Annotated in this window: 15 protein-coding genes; 10 read left to right on the forward strand and 5 right to left on the reverse strand. The window is 61.8% G+C overall.

Annotation, left to right across the window (positions count from 1 at the left end):
* Nucleotides 1-81: 81 nt before the first annotated feature.
* The 3 genes from I6E56_RS07535 to I6E56_RS07545 form a co-directional block, all read right to left on the reverse strand.
* Nucleotides 82-1,137 (reverse strand): substrate-binding domain-containing protein, encoded by a 1,056-nt coding sequence (locus I6E56_RS07535; protein ID WP_197137085.1) that lies wholly within the window; start codon nucleotides 1,135-1,137, stop codon nucleotides 82-84.
* A gap of 209 nt (nucleotides 1,138-1,346) precedes the next feature.
* Nucleotides 1,347-2,648, reverse strand: a complete 1,302-nt coding sequence (locus I6E56_RS07540) for a dihydrolipoamide acetyltransferase family protein (RefSeq protein ID WP_197137086.1) — start codon at nucleotides 2,646-2,648, stop codon at nucleotides 1,347-1,349.
* Nucleotides 2,648-4,858: a thiamine pyrophosphate-dependent enzyme gene (locus I6E56_RS07545; protein ID WP_197137088.1), complete on the reverse strand. Its 2,211-nt coding sequence runs from the start codon at nucleotides 4,856-4,858 to the stop codon at nucleotides 2,648-2,650. The genes I6E56_RS07540 and I6E56_RS07545 overlap by 1 nt, the downstream gene beginning before the upstream one ends.
* A 235-nt stretch (nucleotides 4,859-5,093) precedes the next feature.
* Here I6E56_RS07545 and I6E56_RS07550 point away from each other — a divergent pair, with 235 nt between their 5' ends.
* The 8 genes from I6E56_RS07550 (at nucleotide 5,094) to I6E56_RS07585 (ending at nucleotide 12,630) form a co-directional block, all read left to right on the forward strand.
* Nucleotides 5,094-6,932 carry a LuxR C-terminal-related transcriptional regulator gene (locus tag I6E56_RS07550; RefSeq protein WP_197137090.1) on the forward strand — a complete coding sequence of 613 codons (1,839 nt, stop codon included), beginning with the start codon at nucleotides 5,094-5,096 and terminating at the stop codon, nucleotides 6,930-6,932.
* A 120-nt stretch (nucleotides 6,933-7,052) separates the two neighbouring features.
* Nucleotides 7,053-7,913 (forward strand): class II fructose-bisphosphate aldolase, encoded by an 861-nt coding sequence (locus tag I6E56_RS07555; RefSeq protein ID WP_197137092.1) that lies wholly within the window; start codon nucleotides 7,053-7,055, stop codon nucleotides 7,911-7,913.
* 4 nt (nucleotides 7,914-7,917) lie between these two features.
* Nucleotides 7,918-8,706, forward strand: coding sequence for an HAD-IA family hydrolase (locus I6E56_RS07560; protein ID WP_197137094.1), 789 nt, complete (start codon nucleotides 7,918-7,920; stop codon nucleotides 8,704-8,706).
* A gap of 31 nt (nucleotides 8,707-8,737) precedes the next feature.
* Nucleotides 8,738-10,465, forward strand: a complete 1,728-nt coding sequence (locus I6E56_RS07565) for a dihydroxyacetone kinase family protein (protein ID WP_197137096.1) — start codon at nucleotides 8,738-8,740, stop codon at nucleotides 10,463-10,465.
* A 27-nt stretch (nucleotides 10,466-10,492) separates the two neighbouring features.
* Nucleotides 10,493-11,047 carry a VOC family protein gene (locus I6E56_RS07570; RefSeq protein ID WP_197137098.1) on the forward strand — a complete coding sequence of 185 codons (555 nt, stop codon included), beginning with the start codon at nucleotides 10,493-10,495 and terminating at the stop codon, nucleotides 11,045-11,047.
* Between the two features lie 129 nt (nucleotides 11,048-11,176).
* Nucleotides 11,177-11,449, forward strand: a complete 273-nt coding sequence (gene purS, locus I6E56_RS07575; RefSeq protein ID WP_197106662.1) for a phosphoribosylformylglycinamidine synthase subunit PurS — start codon at nucleotides 11,177-11,179, stop codon at nucleotides 11,447-11,449.
* Nucleotides 11,449-12,147, forward strand: a complete 699-nt coding sequence (gene purQ / locus I6E56_RS07580; RefSeq protein ID WP_197122852.1) for a phosphoribosylformylglycinamidine synthase subunit PurQ — start codon at nucleotides 11,449-11,451, stop codon at nucleotides 12,145-12,147. Before purS ends, purQ begins: the two co-directional genes overlap by 1 nt.
* An 18-nt stretch (nucleotides 12,148-12,165) precedes the next feature.
* Nucleotides 12,166-12,630 carry a DUF3817 domain-containing protein gene (locus tag I6E56_RS07585; protein ID WP_197137100.1) on the forward strand — a complete coding sequence of 155 codons (465 nt, stop codon included), beginning with the start codon at nucleotides 12,166-12,168 and terminating at the stop codon, nucleotides 12,628-12,630.
* Nucleotides 12,631-12,664: 34 nt separating this feature from the next.
* Here the strand turns inward: I6E56_RS07585 and I6E56_RS07590 are convergent, their stop codons facing one another.
* Complete coding sequence (locus I6E56_RS07590; RefSeq protein ID WP_197137101.1) at nucleotides 12,665-13,507, reverse strand: type II CAAX prenyl endopeptidase Rce1 family protein; 843 nt, start codon at nucleotides 13,505-13,507, stop codon at nucleotides 12,665-12,667.
* A gap of 12 nt (nucleotides 13,508-13,519) precedes the next feature.
* Entirely contained in the window at nucleotides 13,520-14,755 is a 1,236-nt protein-coding gene (locus tag I6E56_RS07595; RefSeq protein WP_197137103.1) for a mechanosensitive ion channel family protein, read from the reverse strand.
* Nucleotides 14,756-14,851: 96 nt separating this feature from the next.
* Between I6E56_RS07595 and I6E56_RS07600 the strand changes: the two genes are divergently transcribed.
* Together I6E56_RS07600 and I6E56_RS07605 are read left to right on the forward strand one after the other, a co-directional pair.
* Nucleotides 14,852-16,234 carry a DUF2254 domain-containing protein gene (locus tag I6E56_RS07600; protein ID WP_197137104.1) on the forward strand — a complete coding sequence of 461 codons (1,383 nt, stop codon included), beginning with the start codon at nucleotides 14,852-14,854 and terminating at the stop codon, nucleotides 16,232-16,234.
* Between the two features lie 67 nt (nucleotides 16,235-16,301).
* Complete coding sequence (locus I6E56_RS07605; RefSeq protein WP_197137105.1) at nucleotides 16,302-17,750, forward strand: glycosyltransferase; 1,449 nt, start codon at nucleotides 16,302-16,304, stop codon at nucleotides 17,748-17,750.
* The last annotated feature ends 77 nt before the right edge of the window (nucleotides 17,751-17,827 follow it).

The raw sequence follows: 17,827 nt of genomic DNA on the forward strand, positions 1-17,827 counted from the left end.
TCCGTTTACTTACGGTCGTGCCACGGTTCGGTGAGGTTGGGGAACGCCGGGTGGCGTTCCCCAACCCGTTAATCCGTAGACCTAGAAGGGGTAGTTTCCGTCTGAGAACTGTCCAGGAACATAGGGCTGGATGTCATTGCCCAAGATGAGTTGGCCGTCAACGACGATCGACTCATAGCCGCCAAGTTCCCAAGCAAGGTCATCGCCAGTGGCAACGGTCTCGCCCTTGAGGATCGAGAGAGCTACCGAGTTCAGTGCCCAACCCCAGCCGGCCGGGTCCCAACCCTGACCGAAGTCCATGTAGCCGTCTTCGAGGTCAGGACCGGCAACCGATGGCAACGTGAGGGACACGTTTGCAACATCCGTGCGTCCCTTGTCGCGAAGGGCCAAGGCCATTCCCGAACCACCGGACGGTGTCGTGGTGAGGTAACCCTTGAGGTTCGGGTAGGTGCTCAGCAGTTCGTCTGCGAGTTCGCGACCCTGCTGGTCGTCGTTGTTGTTCTCGTAGGGTGTTTCTTCGACCAACACCATGTCTGGATAGTTTTCGGCGATATAGTTGTTTGCCGCTTCGAGCCACAGCAAGTGCGACTCACTGGTGAGGTTTCCCACGCTCGTGACGTATTCGCCCTCGCCGTCCATGGCCTCAGCCAGTCCCTTAGCGAAGCCAACACCGAAGTCGGCGTTGTCGAATGACTCAATGTCGAAGTCGATGGATTCGGTGCCGACGAGCTGTGTAGCCTCCGTTACGCCGACGACGATGCCTGCCTCACGGGCACGTTCGAGCACGGGTCCGATACCGATGGGGTCGTTAGGAACGACGATGATGGCATCGACGTTCTGAGCGATAAGGTCTTCAACAATCTGAACCTGAAGCGCGGGATCGCCCTCTGCTGGCCCCGTCTGGTAGGCCTCAACTTCGTCGCTGTTGGCGTCGTTGAACATGTCAACGCCTTCGCTCATGCGCTGGAACCAGGTGATACCTTCCACCTTTGAGACGGTGACGATGCGGAACTTGTCGCCGTCTTCACCACCGGCGCTTGATCCGCCGGAATCGACGGTGCCACATCCGGCGACGAGCCCTGATAGGGCGAGCGCCGTAACAGCGCCTCCGATAAACCTGCTGCGTGCGAGCTTCATGCGTGTTCTCCTTTGAACGTTGTGCTGAACCGACTGCTGGTTGTTTCCAAGCTATGAGAGTGGGCTAGCGGGGAATATTGGGGCTTTCCCTATACGCCGGTAGGGAACCCCCTACGTCGCGCTACGGGTAGACAGAAAGAAACACCCCGAGCATGACGACAGTGCGTCACGCTCGGGGTGCCGAGTGCTGAGGGTGATGTTGGTGCCGGTTAGACCAGCATTGAGAGTGGGTTCTCGATGTATTCCTTGAAGCGGGCCAGCCATTGGGCGGCGAGCACACCATCCACTGGTCGATGGTCAACCGAGACGGTGACCGTGACGGTATTGCCGATGACAATCTCGTCGCCGTCAACAAGGGGAGCTCTCACTACGCCGGCGACAGCAACAATGCCCACTTGTGGCGGGTTGATGATCGCCGAGAAGCTTTCGACCCCGTACTTGCCCAGGTTCGAGACTGCGAAGGAGCCGCCGACAAGTTCGTGTTGCTTGAGGGTTCCGTCGTTGGCGCGTTGCGCGAGGTCACGAACGCTCGATGAGATCTCAGTCAGCGACTTCGCGTCTGCGTCACGAATGAGGGGCGTAAACAGCCCACGCTCGCCCTGGATAGCCACGGCGACATCCACAGAATCGAGGTGTTTTACCGCTGTCGGCGTCCAGTTGACATTCATTTCTGGAACCGCTCGCAAGGTCAACGCCGTCGCTTTCACGAAGAAGTCATTGATCGATACGCGCACCGCAGAGCTCGTGTTGATGCGCTCTCGCAGGTCGAGCAACGCGTCAACGCGACACGTCACCGTCAGGTAAAAGTGCGGCACCGTTTGCTTGCTCGCCGACAGAGCCGAAGCGATCGCTCTACGCATAGCCGTGTGCGGAACATCCACACCGCCATCGCTCGCTGACTGTGGTGCTTTCGGCGTGGCTGGCGCTGCTGCCACGGGCGGCGCGACCGGGGGCGGAGTTGCGGATGCCACAGCCGGACTGCTCGCGATGGCTCGCTCGACATCCGCTCGCACAATGCGGCCCTCGGGCCCACTGCCGGAGAGCGCAGAGATTTCGACCCCGTGTTCAACGGCAAGACGACGAGCGAGAGGGGACGCGAAGAGTCGCGTTCCTCGATCAGTTTCGTCGGGGGCGATGGCGTCGTTCGTCGGCGCGGGAGCCGCCGCTGGCTGAGCGCTCGCTTCGGGCGCTGCTTCGGCAGCGGGCGCTGGAGCCGCGGCCGCAGCGAGCCCAAGCCCACTGAGAACCGCAGCCGGATCGCTGCCGTCTTCACCCGGATCGAGCAGGATGGCGATGGGTGCACCGATAGCGACGGAGTCCCCGGCTTCGGCCATGAGTTGCATCACAACACCGTCGGAATCCGCCTCGATGTCGACGTTGGCCTTGTCTGTCTCGACCGTGGCGAGAACATCGCCCGGCTTGATCGTGGCGCCAGCCGCGATTCCCCACTCGAGGAGTGTTGCTTCCTCAGCATCGGCGGAGATACCCGGCATGCGAAAAATGCTAGCCATTAGTTGGCCCCCTCTGGGCTCGCGTCACTATTCGTCAGCCCGACGATCTGCCGCATGCTGGCGGCAACATCATCGACGTTGGCGAGCGCGGCAGCTTCGAGGATGCGGCTGATGCTCGGTGACGATTCTGAGCCAGTGACTCGTTCGATTGGGGCATCCAACCAGTCAAAGTAGCGGCGCTGAATTTCGTCGCTCAGCCAGGCGCCGTAGGAGGTTCCGCGGGAGCCTTGCTCGACGATCATGACGCGGTTGGTTTTCTTGATGCTCTCGCCGATCGTCGCCCAGTCGATGCTCGCGGGGTCAAGCCAGCGGAGGTCGACAACTTCAGCGTCGACTCCCGACTTGTCGGCGGCATCCAGCGACTCTTGCACCATCGACAGGTACGTCAGCACGGTCACTTCTGCACCTTCACGGCGAATCGCGGCAGAGCCAATCGGGATGCGGAAGTCGAGGTCGTCAACGGGGATGTCGCCGAAGGTCTTGTACAGATCGGCATCGTGTTCGAGCATCGCCACCGGGTCGTTGCAGGCCAACGCTGTGTTCATCATTCCGATGTAGTCCAGGGGCGTGGATGGCGCGGCGATCCGCCAGCCGACCGACGATGCCATCGCACCAGCCGGATCCATGGAGTGCTGTGATCCGTACCCGGTTCGCGTGCCCACCTTGATGCGCATGACGAGGTTCATGTCGTGCTTGCCGCCGAACATGTGGCGCGCTTTGCCGATCTGGTTGAAGACTTGGTCGGCGGCAACCCAGAGGAAGTCGGCATACATGAGTTCCACGACAGGAACGTACCGACCGTCGAGGGCAAGGCCTCCGGCGAGTCCGGTGAAAGCTGCCTCGCTGATGGGGGTGCCGAGCACGCGGTCGGGAAAGAGTTGCTTGAGGCCGCGGGTTGCACCGCGCGGTCCACCGTTGAGCTTGTGCACATCTTCGCCGAGCACCACGATGGCCGGGTTCTGGTCCATGCGTCGCGCCATGACGTCGGCGACGACGTCGACGAATTTGCGCGACTCTGTCTTGCCTTCGAAGTCGGCGGCTTCTTTGTAGTCGCTCGAGTCGAGCTCAGCGAGGTCGCTGCGAATGCCTTCGTTGATGGTGGCCGGGTCTGGCCAGAGTTCGGGGCGGATGCGCTGTGTTCCGCCGCCAGCCGGGTTGGGCTCGAGCAGCGACGATGAAGCGACGCTCATGGCCTTCTTGGCACGGGCCCGCAGTTGGCTAATCTCCTCCTCGGTCATGATCTTGCGACGGATTAGGTTAGCTTCGAGCATCTTGAGCGGGTCGCGTTCGCGCCACTCTTGCTCTTCAGTCTTCTCGCGGTAGCCGAACGCGCTGCCAGCGATCGGACCGTTCTGGTGGAAGTAGCGGTAGACGTTCGCTTCGATCATGGTCGGCCCGCCACCGGCGCGCATATGGGCGACCGCCTGTTCCATCGCGAGGTGAACGGCGAGCGGGTCCATACCGTCAACTTGCCAGCTGGGGATATTGAAACCGAGAGCGCGAGCGGAGAGACGCGGCTCCCCTGTTGACTCTTCGACCGTCGTCGAGACCGCGTACTGGTTGTTCTCCACGAAGAAGCACACCGGCAGGTCCCACGCTGAGGCGAGGTTGAGCGTTTCGAGAACGGAGCCGATGTTCATGGCGCCGTCACCGAAGTAGGTGACAGAGACAGCATCCGTGTCTGAGTGCTTGCCAGCCCAGGCGAATCCGGCGGCAAAGGGCACAGCGCCACCGACGATCGCGTTCGTGCCGAGTGCGCCAGCTTCTTTCCACTGGAGGTGCATCGAGCCACCGCGGCCTCCGCAGTAACCGGAGGCGAGACCACAGATTTCGGCGAGCGCCCGTTCGAGAATGGTTTGCACGTCGTCGGAGAACTCGGCTTGAGGATCGAGCCCGTCGGGAGCTACGAAGCCAAAGGCCTTCGAGAGGAACTGGTGGTGCCCGCGGTGCGAGCCGTTAATCTGGTCTGCCTGCTGCAGCGCGATGATTGAACCGACGGCTCCGCCCTCTTGACCGATGCTGGAGTGGGCCGGCCCATTTACAAGTTTCTGTCCGGCAAGATCAAGCACGGTTTCTTCAAAGGCGCGGATCAGATGCGCTTGCGCAATCATGTTTCCCAGCAGTGCTGGGTCCGCTGCGTCCCAGTCCTTGCGTGTGGTTCGAATTTCGACCCACGGCGAGGCGGGCAATAGGTTCTTGGTACTAGGCATCGATCCCTCGTTCGGTTTCGCCCTGGGCCGTTCAAGAATTCAACAGTGAGTTCTCAACGCTGAGTCAGAGTGTCTGTGGTGCAACGCTACCCACCCCCATGCTGGCTCAAAATAAGGACTTCCCCTAGGCCACGGGTAGGGAAGCCCCTACGTGAAGCACTTAAGGTTCCCTCACGAGTGCGCACATATATGCAAATGATCTAGTGTTTGGTGCAGTCAAGGAGGACTGTGAACAATGCGAAGTGAAACCCGAATTCTTTCTGCTGTTCCCGAACGCTCGATCGTGCGCGCCATTGAGACGCCCATGTCGACGGTCTCGACCCTCGCCCGCGACCTGGCCGGGCGCTTCGAGCTCGCCCCACTGCTCGAAAGAATCTTGGGGCACGCGACCTCGTTGCTCGGCTGCGATTCCGGCTCCATTTCGCTTGTCGATGAGTCGCGCGGCACCTACACCAAGCAAATTGACTTTGGAGTGGGATGCCAAGAAGGGCAAACCTTCTCTCTCGCGGAAGGCGTGACGGGTCGTGTCGTTCGCGCCCGCACCACCGTGATGTTCTCGACCTACTCCACCGTGGGATCGAGCCACATTTCTTCGGAAGATCCACGCTGGGATTGCGCCGTCATCGGCGTCCCCATTTTCTGGGAAGACAAGATCGTCGGCACGTGTGTCATCTTCGCGGCAGACCGCGACCGTGTCTTCACGAAAGACGACGCCAAGATCGCCGAGGTCTTTGCCAACCACGCCGCAATCGCGCTTGCCAACGCCGAACTCCACGCCAAGGCATCCGAACGGGAACGCGAAAGTGCGATCGCCTCCGAGCGCGAACGCGCCGTACGCGAAGTGCACGAAACTATCGGCCGTTCGCTCGGCGAACTACTTCAGCGACTCGACGACGTCAGCTCGAGCCTCGACAGCCAGAGCCCGGCGACCCCACATATCCATGCCGTGCGTACGATCGCGCACGACACCCTGGCCGAAACCCGCCGCACCGCGCAGGGCTTGGGACCGGCATCCCTCGAGGGCAGAAGTCTGCAAGCAGCGCTTCAAGCGGAACTGGCCTGGGTCGAATCAATGACGGCCGCCCAAACGCAGCTCACCGTCATCGGCACCGAACGCGACACTGGTCCCGAAGTCGAGCACCAACTCTTCAAGATCGCCCAAGAAGCCCTCAGCAACGTGGTCTCGCACGCCCGAGCATCCACCGTGCGAGTCGGTTTGGTGTACAGCGAGGGCCGCTCCGAAGTGCTCATCGAAGACAACGGTCGTGGGTTCGACCTTGCCGAAGCCCACGGTGACCATTCCTCGCTGCCCTCCGGCTGTCTTGGGCTGCACGGCATGACCTCCCGCGCCCTGCACCTCTCCGGCGAACTCATCCTCGAGCCCATCGTTGGTTGGGGCACGAAAGTGCACGCGATCATCCCCGACCGCAGCGCCCTGCCCGACCGGATCGACCGCCCGCAGTGGAAGATCGTCATCGCCAACGACCAAACCCTTATCAATGCCGGCCTCATCCGCATCATCAACACCAACGAGCCCTCGATTCAGGTGGCTGCGGTCGTCGACTCCACCGCGCAACTGCTCGATGCTTACGGGGTCTTCACTCCGGATGTCTTGCTCGTCGACCTCGAAATGATCCACAACGACAGCGCCGGGTCGCTTGCCGCCATTCGCGAGCAGGCTCCCGAGATTGCCATCGTCGTGCTCACCGACAACCCCAGCGTCGAACAGATTCGTGCCGCGAAGGCAGCAGGAGCTCGGGGCTACATCAACAGCAAGTCGAGCGCAGACACGATCATCCGCATCCTCGTCGCCGCCAGCCAGGGTCAAACGCTCATGGAGAGCGACATGTTCGACCACCTTACGGACACCATCGAACAAGACCCCAACGCCGAACACTTGACTGCCCGCGAACTCGAAGTACGCGAAATGGTGGCGCTGGGCATGGCAGACAAACAGATCGCCACCTCGCTCGGCATCTCCGCCAAAACGGTGGAAAAGCATGTCGGCTCGCTCCTGCGCAAGACAGGAGCCCGCAACCGCACCATGCTCGTCAGCATGGATCCCGCTCGCTAGCACCACGCCCCGCTGACCCGGGGCATAGGAGATTCCCCTACCGGGAGGGAGGGAGAATCCTTATATCGTCACCCCCTCCGTCAGGCATAGCGTGAAGCCAGCTAAGACAAGGGAGTTGCAGTGAGCGTTGTATCTGTTTCAGAAATCGTGGACCGAGCCTTTGAGGAGCGATTCGGCGTACCGGCGATCAACGTCTTCAATGACCTCACCATGGAGAGTGTTCTCCGGGGTGCCGTTCAAGCCTCGTCACCACTCATCGTGCAGACGTCAGTCAAGACCGTGCGCAGCATTGGTCCCGAAATTCTTGCCAGCATGTGGAAGTCAATGACAGCGGGAATCACCGTTCCGGTCTCGCTGCACCTCGACCACTGCCCCGACCGAGAGCTGCTGAGCACCTGCCTCACGTTGGGCTGGAACTCGGTGCACTTCGATGCCTCCGCCATGCCCGTGGCCGAAAACCAGCGCCAGACCATCGAAGTAGTACGCGAAGCCCGCGAGTATGGGGCGAGCGTTGAGGGCGAGATCGAAGCCATCACGGGCGTCGAAGACGGGCACGGCTCCGACGACATCTCGTCGCAGCATCCACTTCAGGCTTCGTTGGATTTTATTGAGGCCACCGGCGTCGACGTGTTCGCCCCCTCCATCGGCAATGCGCACGGAACCTACCTCTCTGAGCCGGTTATCGACTTCAACCGCGTCACCGAAATTGTGACCCGTCACCCCATCCCGATCGCCCTTCATGGCGGCAGCGGACTCTCGGCAGAACAGTTCACCGAACTGATCGCTCGCGGCTGCGCCAAGGTCAACATTTCGACTGCCCTCAAAGAGATCTACATGAAGTCGAGCCTGGCTTTTCTGGAGGATGCGGCTGCCGCCAACAAGTGGGACCCGCCGTCGCTGTTCGCCAGCACCTCCGCTGACGTTGTCGACCTCGTGCTTGACCTCACCACCCAGTTCGGCTCCGCCGGAAAGGCCTGGTAGTCAGATGCCCGCCCTCATTTTCGATTGCGACGGAGTGCTCGCCGACACCGAAGTTGATGGCCACCTGCGCGCCTTCAATGAGATGTTCACCCAGCTCGGGGTTCCCGTGCAGTGGAGCCTTGACGACTACGCCGAGAAGGTGCGCATCGGCGGCGGCAAAGAACGACTTGCCAGCCTGTTTTCCGATCCTGTCGGTGCCGAACTAGGCATTGACGAGGATGCCCGGGCCGAGACCGTTGCGCTCTGGCACCGCACCAAAACGGAAATCTACACTCGCCTTGTCAGCGACGGGCTCATGCCCGCTCGCCCCGGAATCGCCCGCATCGTTGCCGAAGCGCACGCCGCTGGCTGGACGCTGGCGATGGCATCAACCTCGGCTGAAGCATCCGTTCGCGCGGTGCTCGAACACGCGGTCGGCGTCGAACAAGCGAAGGCGTTTCGCATCTTCGCCGGCGATGCCGTCACGAACAAGAAACCCTCCCCCGACATCTACTTGCTTGCGCTCGATGAGCTAGGAATCAGCGCCGACGATGCCGTTGTCATCGAAGACAGCGAGAACGGGATGCGGGCGGCCAACGCCGCGCACCTGCGCACGATCGTGACTACGAGCACTCTCACTCACGACGAAAACTTCGACGGAGCTTCGCTCGTCGTCACTTGTCTCGGGTCGACCGCCGATGGCGTTGAGCTCGAGATTGCTTCTGATCCGTTCACCATCGCACCACGCGGAGAAGTGCAGCTCACCCACATCCAGAAAGTACTCGCAGAACCGCTCCTTCATCGCGGAGCTTAGACAACGACGTCACACCAGCAGGAGGTTTTCCATGACCAGTCTCGTAAACAACCCGGCCGACTTTCCCAAGGAGTTAGTGCAGGGATTTATCCAAGCGAATTCGCGCTATGTCCGCGAAGTATTCGGTGGCGTTGTTCGCTCCACCCAGTCGAAACCCGGCAAGGTGGTGATCATCAGCGGTGGCGGAACAGGCCACTACCCCGGCTTCCTGGGGTGGGTCGGTACCGGCCTCATCGATGGCGCCGTCACCGGAAACATCTTCTCGTCTCCCTCAGCATCACAGGCGTATAGCGTCGCCAAAGCTGTCGATCAGGGCGCCGGTGTCATCATCGCTTTTCTCAACTACGCCGGCGACGTTTTGCACTTCGGTCAAGCGGCAGAACAATTGCGCGCCGAGGGCATCGATGCTCGCGAAGCAGTGGTGACGGATGACGTAGCGTCGGCCCCCATCACCGAACGCCACAAGCGCCGCGGCATCACGGGCGGCCTCCCTGTCTTCAAGATGGCATCCGCCGCGGCCGAAGCCGGGCTCTCGATCGATGAGGTTCTTGAGGTTTTCAACCGAGCCAATGAGCGCGTGCGCACCTTCGGTGTCGCGTTCTCGGGCTGCACGCTTCCCGGCGCGAGCCACCCTCTCTTCGAGGTCGCTGATGGAACGATCGGCGTGGGTCTCGGCGTTCACGGCGAACCGGGGATCTACGAAACCGAGCTCGGCACAGCGGATGAGGTGGCCAAGCTTCTCGTCGACCGGCTCTTGGAGGATGTTCCCGACAACCCCGGCACGCGCGTCGCCGTTCTCCTCAACGGCCTCGGCTCGGCCAAGTATGAAGAACTCTTCGTAACCTACACCTCGGTCACGAAGTACTTGAACGCTGCCGGAATCGACATCGTTGAAGGCGAAGTGGGCGAGTTCATGACCTCTCTCGACATGGGCGGAGTTTCACTGACGCTGACGTGGCTCGACGACACGATTGAGCCCTACTACTTCGCTCCCTGCAACACCCCCGCCTACAAGCGCGGCCCGCTTCTTGACCCTCTGCTTCCGGACGATGTCGTCTTCAACACTGAGCCTGAAGGCCTTGTTGTCCGCGCTCCAGGAAGCGCCGAGTCACAGGCGGCAGCCCAGCAGATCGCTCGCGGTTTGGCGCAGGTCAAATCCCTGCTGCTGGAAAAGATGGAAGAGCTGGGCGACCTCGATGCCATTGCCGGCGACGGCGACCACGGCGTTGGCATGGAACGTGGATCACGCGCCGCCGCCGAGGCGGCCGAATGGCTCGCCGCAGAAGGTGCTGGCGCCCAGTCAACTCTGGTGGGAGCTGGTTCGCGCTGGTCCGAAAACGCCGGCGGCGCCTCCGGAGCACTCTGGGGTGCAGCGCTTACAGCCGCGGGTAACGCCCTTGGCGACAACGAGGCGATTGATGCCGCAGCACAGGCCCGCGCCATCCGCGCCTTCATTGAATCCATCCAGCGATTGGGTGGGGCCAAGGTCGGCGACAAGACCATGGTGTGCGCACAAGTTCCGTTCGCGGATGCCTTCGAAGCGGCAGCAGCAGATGGCAAGTCGACAGCGGAAGCGTGGGCGATCGCGGCTAAGGCTGCGACGATCGCAGCAGAAGCCACGGCCCAGCTCGAGCCGAAGATTGGCCGAGCTCGCGTGCTCGCTCAGCGATCGCTCGGCTACGCCGACCCCGGCGCGGTGTCGTTCGGAATGATCGTGAGCACCATGGCCGCTCTGTTCGAACCAACACCAACCAACTAGCGACAACGACGTACTAGGAGAAAAATCATGGCAATCCCCGGAATCCGCGGTATGGAGCACATCGGCTTCACCGTGCCAGACATCAATGAAGCGTGCACCTTCTTTGAGGAAATCCTCGGCGCAACGACACTGTTCGTGGCGGCAACAGATTTTCGCAATGACGACACGGACTGGATGGATGAGCACCTGCACGTGCATCCACGTTCAGTAATTAAGGAGTTCCGTTACTTGCGCTTGGGCAACGGAAGCAACCTTGAGGTCTTCGAATATGAGTCGCCCGATCAGGCGACCGTTCCGCCGAAGAACAGCGACATCGGCGGGCACCACTTGGCCTTCTACGTCGACGACATGGATGCGGCGATCGCCTATCTCAAGTCGAACAACGTCGAAGTGCTCGGCGAGCCCACCAGCTATACCGACGGCCCGAACCTGGGGCTCACGTGGTGCTACTTCATGGCGCCGTGGGGAATGCAGTTGGAGATTGTCTCGTCGCCGAATGGAACGGCGTACGACGACTCGGCGAAGGCTAGTGGTGGCCCGCGCCTCTTCCACCCTGCACTGGTAGACGAGACCAAGGTCTAACCAGCGATAGCTCGCCGCTAGTTTCACTTCAGTGTGAGGCTAGCGGCGAGTTCTTTGCCCGGCCCGCGCCATCGCTACCCTCCGCTAGACTTGGTGCAATCCGCCCGCGCGAAATCATGGAGTGATTCGGTGCCAATTATTGTCGTCGAGGTAATGCCTAAGGCTGAAATCCTCGATCCTCAGGGTAAGGCCGTAGCCGGCGCCCTCGTCCGTCTCGACAAGAGCGAGTTCAGCGCGGTGCGCATCGGTAAGCGTTTTGAGCTCACCGTTGAGGGCCCGATCACTGACGAGCTACTGGCTGAGGCCCGCGAGATCGCCAACGATCTCCTCGCCAACACCGTCATCGAAGATGTTATTTATGTCGGCGAGGCTCGCGGTGCCGACGACGCTCAGGGCGCATAGTGCGCGTCGGAGTCATCACCTTCCCGGGTTCGCTCGACGACCGTGACGCTCAGCGTGCGGTCAAGTTGGGTGGCGGCGAGCCAGTAGCCCTGTGGCACGGCGACCACGACCTCAAGAACGTGGATGCCATCGTTCTGCCCGGTGGGTTCAGCTACGGCGACTACCTCCGTGCCGGCGCAATCGCAGCGCACTCGCCCATCATGAGCGAAGTCATCACGGCCGCTAACGCCGGAATGCCTGTTCTCGGTATTTGCAACGGTTTCCAGATTTTGGTGGAGTCGCACCTTCTTCCCGGCGGCCTCGTGCGCAACGATCACGGTGACTTTGTGTGCCGCGACCAGAAGCTGCGCGTCGAGAACGTCGACACGGCCTGGAGCAACGGCTTCAAAGAAGACGAAGAGATCATCATCCCGCTCAAGAACGGTGAGGGCGGCTACATTGCCGACCAGAACACTCTTGATCGCCTTGAGGGTGAAGGCCAGGTTGTGTTCCGCTACCTCGAGGTCAACCCCAACGGGTCGGCGAATGACATTGCTGGCATCTCGAATGCTCGCGGCAACGTTGTTGGCCTGATGCCTCATCCCGAGCACGCGACCGAGCCGGGCTTTGGTCCAGACACTCGCGCGGCGATGCGTTCGGGCACCGACGGCCTCACGTTCTTCACGAGCGCGATCAGCTCGTTGATGGCCAACGCCTAATACTGAAAGCTCGGCTCCATGTTTGCGACCCCCAAGTCACTGTTCCGCGTTCTCGCATTTGCTGAAGCGGTCACGTGGACGCTGCTCATCACGGGGCTCATCCTGCGTGCTACGGCGGGGCTGGATGTCGCGGTGTCGATCGGTGGGGCCATCCACGGTTTCGTCTTCCTCGCCTACGGTGCCACCGCCGTGTTGTTGACGGTGAACCAGCGTTGGAGCGTCGGCACCGCCGTTCTCACCATCGGTAGCGCGGTGATTCCGTACGCGACCATTCCGGTGGAGCTGTGGCTGGCACGCTCGGGTCGCCTCAGGGGCGACTGGCGCAAGGAAGCATCCGACCATCCGCGTGATGCTGGCTGGATCGACCGCACAATGCGGTGGTTCTTGAACCACCCGTACATCTTGGTGGCCCTCATCGCGGGCGCCGTCATTCTGCTCTACGTCGTGCTGCTCATCGCAGGCCCTCCCGGCGGCAAAGAGTAGCTTCGCAGGATCGGCACCGCCCCCGCACCCCCTGCTACAGCAGGAAGAACGGGATCACTCCCGGGTTACGCGCGTGCACGATGACGAGGAAGACGACCGCGTCGAACAGTAGGTGCACGCTCAGCACGTAGACGAGCGACTTGGTGGTCGAGTAGATCCAGCCCTGCAGCAGGGCGAACGGGATGGTGAGCAGCGGGCCCCACGACTGGTAGCCGAGTTCCCACAGGAACGCCACGAAGATCACCATCTGCAGCAGGTTGGCCTGCCACACCGGGAAGTGACGACGGAAGAGCACGAAGACGGTGAGGATGAAGAACAGTTCGTCCCACGTGCCGACCGCGTTCACGCCGACGAAGAGCCGCCCGATCTCATCGGGCGTCGTGACAATCGGCCAGTTGAGATAGACACCGCTCGTGATGAAGTAGAACGGCAGAATGAGCCAGCCGAGAAAAAGCACGAGAAACAGGTAGCCCCACTGAACGCGGTTCCACGGCCATCCGCCCCGCCACGGAAAGCGGATGAGGCGATCCTTGAACACAAAGCGTGACAGGGCATACGGCACAGCAACCGCTGCAGCCAGCACAAACCCGAGCAGGAAGAAGTTGCCCCAGCTGATGTCGGCTTCGACCGACACTGTGGAGACGATGATCATGCCGACCGCGATCAGCAGCAGGTCTTTCGCGAGACCCTCGGTGTGCTTGTTGCGGTCGGTGAGCCAGGCGGCGGCGAGCGCCAATGCCACCACGACATAGCCCAGCAGCGGAAGCCGCAGCGAGAACATCAGCACCGCCGATCCACTCAGCAGCGCTGCCGGCACCAACCCCCAGCTTCGTGAACTGAGCGGCGGGGAACTGACAGCATTGTCGAGGCCGGGCATCGTGAATGACTCCTAGTCGTTGATGACGCGCTTGTCGGTGGAAGCCTGAGCCTCATCGGCATCGGTCTCTTCTGGGCCAACGAGGTTTTCGGGAACGTTGTCTTGAACCGGAATCGCCCCCGTGAACTCTTGACGACGAGCGTCGGCCTCAGCGCTACCGCTGAAGAGGCCGCGCTCTTGAGGTTCGACCGAGCCCTTGGTGCGACCACGGGCTTCGTTGTCGACCATGAGCACGCGAGTGCGCGGCAGGGCTGCGGAGTCTTTCTGCTGCAGCCAGCCGACCATTTCTTCGCGCACGTGAGTGCGGAGGTCCCATTGGGCGCCAGAGTCAGCGGCGCTAATCAGCACACGAACGCGCACGAAGCCACCCGTGGCATCCACGACTTGGATGTTGGCGGTGCGGCCATCCCACAGGTCGGATTCCGCAACGATCTTCTTGAGGTGCACGCGCATCTGGTCGATGTTGACGCGCCAGTCGAGATCGAAATTGATTTCGCCGAGCAGCTCGGTGGCGTTACGCGTCCAGTTCTGGAATGGCGTGGTCGTGAAGTAGGTAGATGGCAGCACGAGGCGGCGCTGATCCCAGATGCTCACGACGATGTAGGTGAGGGTGATCTCTTCAATGCGACCCCATTCGCCGTCGGCGATAACAACGTCATCCACTCGGATGGCATCGCTGAAGGCGAGTTGCATGCCGGCAAAGACGTTGGCGAGAGCGGACTGAGCCGCGATGCCGGCCACAACGCTGACGAGACCAGCAGAGGCGAGCACGCTGGCGCCAAGAGCTTCAGCGCCGGGAAGCGTCAAGAGGATGGCACCGATCGTGACGATGATGATGACCGCCCCGAGGATGCGGCGAATCAGTTGAATCTGGGTGCGGATGCGGCGAGCAGCTCGGTTATCTGGAACATCCGTGGGGTAGCGGGTGAGAGTGCGATTGAGCAAAAGGTTGATCACGGCGATCAGCACCCAGCCGCTGGCGGCAATCACCAGCACGAGGAAAACACCGTCGATAACGTCGCGCATGCTCTCCACGGGGAGAGTGATCGAGATCGCAGCCCAGACGGCGAGCAGAGCCAAGAGCACTCGCAGTCGGCGGCGAGTCGGAGCCAAGGTTTCGTACACCCCCGGCCGCAGCCGCGCGATACCCCGCACAATGAGAGAGAGCACCCCGATGACGATGACGACGGCGACAAGCGCAATCACGACAGCAACGGCAAGACCCAGCCACGATACCCATTCAAACAATCGAGTGATTTCCTTTCATTCGCGTTGTTCCACCCTAGGGGCACGCGCCACAACAAAGCCTGACGTGATTAACTAGGGCGATTCGAGAGGGATGTGATGAGCGAGCTAGCAACACAGAGTGCACGCCGAAACTCCCTGCGCCGTTGGATTGCCACCGTGCGCGAGGGAGTGGCCGCTGAGCTGTGGCCGCTGCCCACGATCTCCATTCTTCTCGCCGTGATTTTGGGCATCGTATTGCCGCTGGTCGACCGCGCCGTTGACTCGTCGCTGCCCGTCGGCGTTGAACGATTCTTGTTTGCCGGTGGTCCGGAAAGTGCGCGAGCCGTGCTCTCCGCCATCTCCGGTTCGCTCATTACCGCCACCTCTCTTACCTTCTCCCTCACGGTCGTTGCTCTGCAGCTAGCGAGCAGCCAGGCATCCCCGCGCGTACTGCGCACCTTCCTCAAAGACCAAACCGTGCACTGGACCCTCTCCGTCTTCGTCGGCACCTTCGCCTACGCATTGACGGTGCTGCGCACGGTGCAGGATGGCGACGACACCATTGATCCGCTCGTGCCGCGGCTGGCAGTGACGCTGGCATCGCTCCTGACCTTGGCGAGCGTTGTCATGCTCACGCTGTTCCTCGCGCATCTGGCCAGGCAGCTGCGCATTGAAACAACGATGCGGCAGGTCTACCTCGAAACCAGCAAGACCATTGAGCTCGTGGCATCCACGATGGCGACCGGCGAAACCGAGCTTCCCGAATGGCCGCCCGCCGAGCGCATCGAGCTGGCTCTCGCGAAGCGTTCTGGCTTCATTCGGTCGAGCGACCGCTCCCGGCTGCTCACGATCGCCATCCGGCACGACATTGTCGCGCGCGAAGAACACACCGTTGGCCATCACGTCGTGAGCGGCACCCCGGTGCTGCGCTGGTGGCCGCGTGACCCCATGCGCCACGTGGATGACGACGACCGCGACACCATCAACAGTGCGCTGGTCGGTGCCGTCAGCCTCGCCTACGAGCGCACGGCCAGCCAAGATATTGGTTTTGGCATCCGGCAACTCGTCGACATCACCGCCCGCGCTCTCTCCCCCGGAGTCAACGACCCGACGACCGCGGTGCACACGCTCGGGCACATCTCGGCGACGCTCTGCTCGATTGCCGACCTTGAGATTCAGTCGCGCGGGCTTACCGACGACGACAATCTTGTTCGCGTGATCATCAAGCCCCACGACTTTGTGAGCCTGCTCGATATCGCCCTCACCCAACCTCGCCGCTATGGCGCGAGCGACCCCGGGGTGGTTGAGCGTTTGTTCCAACTGCTGCAGGAGGTTGGCTACCGCGCGCAACGCACCGAGCAGTCCGCGGCGGTGGCTGAGCAGATTGACCGGCTCGAAGCATCCGTCGCCGCCGAAACGTATGACGCCGTGGAGCGCGAACGGTTCGCCCGCTTTGCTGAGGCTGCCCGCGTGGCGACCAACGAACATCGCTGGCTCTAAAAATTCGCCGCGGGGATAAGACACCCCCAACGGGCGCAGCCGCACCCGGCTCGACTACTCTTTCCCTATGCCCAAGACCCGCCCCGCCCATCCCTCTGCGGCTGGAGAAGAGCGGGTACTGATCTTGTCTGCCGGCGTCGGGTCGGGCCACAACAGCGCCGCCGCGGCAGTGCGCCAAGCTTGTGACGCACGCAGCGATGTCGGCGAAGTGAAGGTGCTCGACGTGCTGCAGGTCAGCAGCACCCTCTACCGCGACGTGTTGGGCAAGGGCTATTTCGTACTGGCGAAGGGTTTGCCCTGGCTGCTCGAGTGGGCCTACGACGTCAGCGACGCCCCGTTTTGGCGCCGCGGACCTATCGACCCCTGGACGCAGGCCAACTCTCTTCCCGTGATTCGGGAGATCAAACGCTTTCAGCCGACCGCAATCGTCAGCACACACTTTCTTCCCGCCCAGCTCATGTCCACGCTCCTTATGCGCGGAGTAATTGATGCCAAAACTGCGGTGGTCACGACCGACTACGATCCTCAAGGCCTCTGGCTGACCAGCGCATTCCACTCGTTCAACGTGGCGCGCGAGGAAGGCAAGATCGAGCTGATGGCGCTCGGTCTGCCGCCCGACCGTGTGGCCGCTACCGGCATCCCGATCAGCACCTATATGGATGTCGAACCCGACCGCGTCGCCCATGACATCCCCCATATTTTGATCTCTGCTGGCGCTGCGGGCGGAGACTATGCCATCGCGGTAGTGCGGCAGACGCTGCATATGCGCTCCGCGTTTACGGCGACCGTCGTGTGTGGGCACAACGATGAGACTCGCACGGGCATTGAGAAACTCGTCGGGGCTGACGACCGCTTTCAGGTGCTGGGATTCACGACGGAGATGCCCGCGCTGCTGAGAAGTGCCGACCTGTTTGTGGGTAAACCCGGTGGGTTATCGGCCTCCGAATGCATGGCGGCAGGGTTGCCCATGGTGCTCGTGAACCCCATCCCGGGGCAAGAAGTTCGTAACGGTGACTACCTGATGGAACAGGGTGCTGCTGTTCGCTGCAACGACGTCACGACCCTCGGCTGGAAGATCGACCAAATCTTTCGCGAACCCGGTCGCCTCCAACGAATGCAAGCGGCAGCAAAGAGCACCGGCCGACCGGATGCCGCGGCAGACGTTCTCACTGGCCTGCTCGATGGCCCGGCCCGGCCGATCGTCGTGACTCGCGATGCCCAAAAAGCTATTCTTGCCGCCAGCGAACGACAAATGGTGGCGAGCGATCTCAGAGGAGACTCTGCCCTCGTTCGGCTGACTGACCCCACAGACAACAGCACGGTGGCGCTCCTGAAAGCAGATGAGCTGGACGATCTGCAGAAGCGGTACGCGTCTGCCGAAGGAGAGCTAGTGCTGAGACCTGACCAGAGGCTCGCCTCGGTGCGCTGGGAGGGCCGCCGACTGATTCGGGCAGTGCTTCGCAACGACGATTCTCTGCGTGTTCGTATCGACGCGCTTCCGCACACGCAGGCGTAGCCGCAGACACAGTCGCTGCCACAGCCGCAGTCGCAGTCGCAGTCGCAGACACAGTCGCAGGCAGTGGTCGCTGCCGC

The organism is Salinibacterium sp. NK8237, assembly GCF_015864955.1.
Lineage (GTDB): Bacteria > Actinomycetota > Actinomycetes > Actinomycetales > Microbacteriaceae > Rhodoglobus.

Excerpts from the sequence above, each read along its gene's own strand:
- I6E56_RS07535 (WP_197137085.1), bottom strand. The coding sequence starts at position 1,137 with ATGAAGCTCGCACGCAGCAGGTTTATCGGAGGCGCTGTTACGGCGCTC.
- I6E56_RS07540 (WP_197137086.1), bottom strand. The coding sequence starts at position 2,648 with ATGGCTAGCATTTTTCGCATGCCGGGTATCTCCGCCGATGCTGAGGAA.
- I6E56_RS07545 (WP_197137088.1), bottom strand. The coding sequence starts at position 4,858 with ATGCCTAGTACCAAGAACCTATTGCCCGCCTCGCCGTGGGTCGAAATT.
- I6E56_RS07550 (WP_197137090.1), top strand. The coding sequence starts at position 5,094 with ATGCGAAGTGAAACCCGAATTCTTTCTGCTGTTCCCGAACGCTCGATC.
- I6E56_RS07560 (WP_197137094.1), top strand. The coding sequence starts at position 7,918 with ATGCCCGCCCTCATTTTCGATTGCGACGGAGTGCTCGCCGACACCGAA.
- I6E56_RS07565 (WP_197137096.1), top strand. The coding sequence starts at position 8,738 with ATGACCAGTCTCGTAAACAACCCGGCCGACTTTCCCAAGGAGTTAGTG.
- I6E56_RS07570 (WP_197137098.1), top strand. The coding sequence starts at position 10,493 with ATGGCAATCCCCGGAATCCGCGGTATGGAGCACATCGGCTTCACCGTG.
- I6E56_RS07585 (WP_197137100.1), top strand. The coding sequence starts at position 12,166 with ATGTTTGCGACCCCCAAGTCACTGTTCCGCGTTCTCGCATTTGCTGAA.
- I6E56_RS07590 (WP_197137101.1), bottom strand. The coding sequence starts at position 13,507 with ATGCCCGGCCTCGACAATGCTGTCAGTTCCCCGCCGCTCAGTTCACGA.
- I6E56_RS07600 (WP_197137104.1), top strand. The coding sequence starts at position 14,852 with ATGAGCGAGCTAGCAACACAGAGTGCACGCCGAAACTCCCTGCGCCGT.
- I6E56_RS07605 (WP_197137105.1), top strand. The coding sequence starts at position 16,302 with ATGCCCAAGACCCGCCCCGCCCATCCCTCTGCGGCTGGAGAAGAGCGG.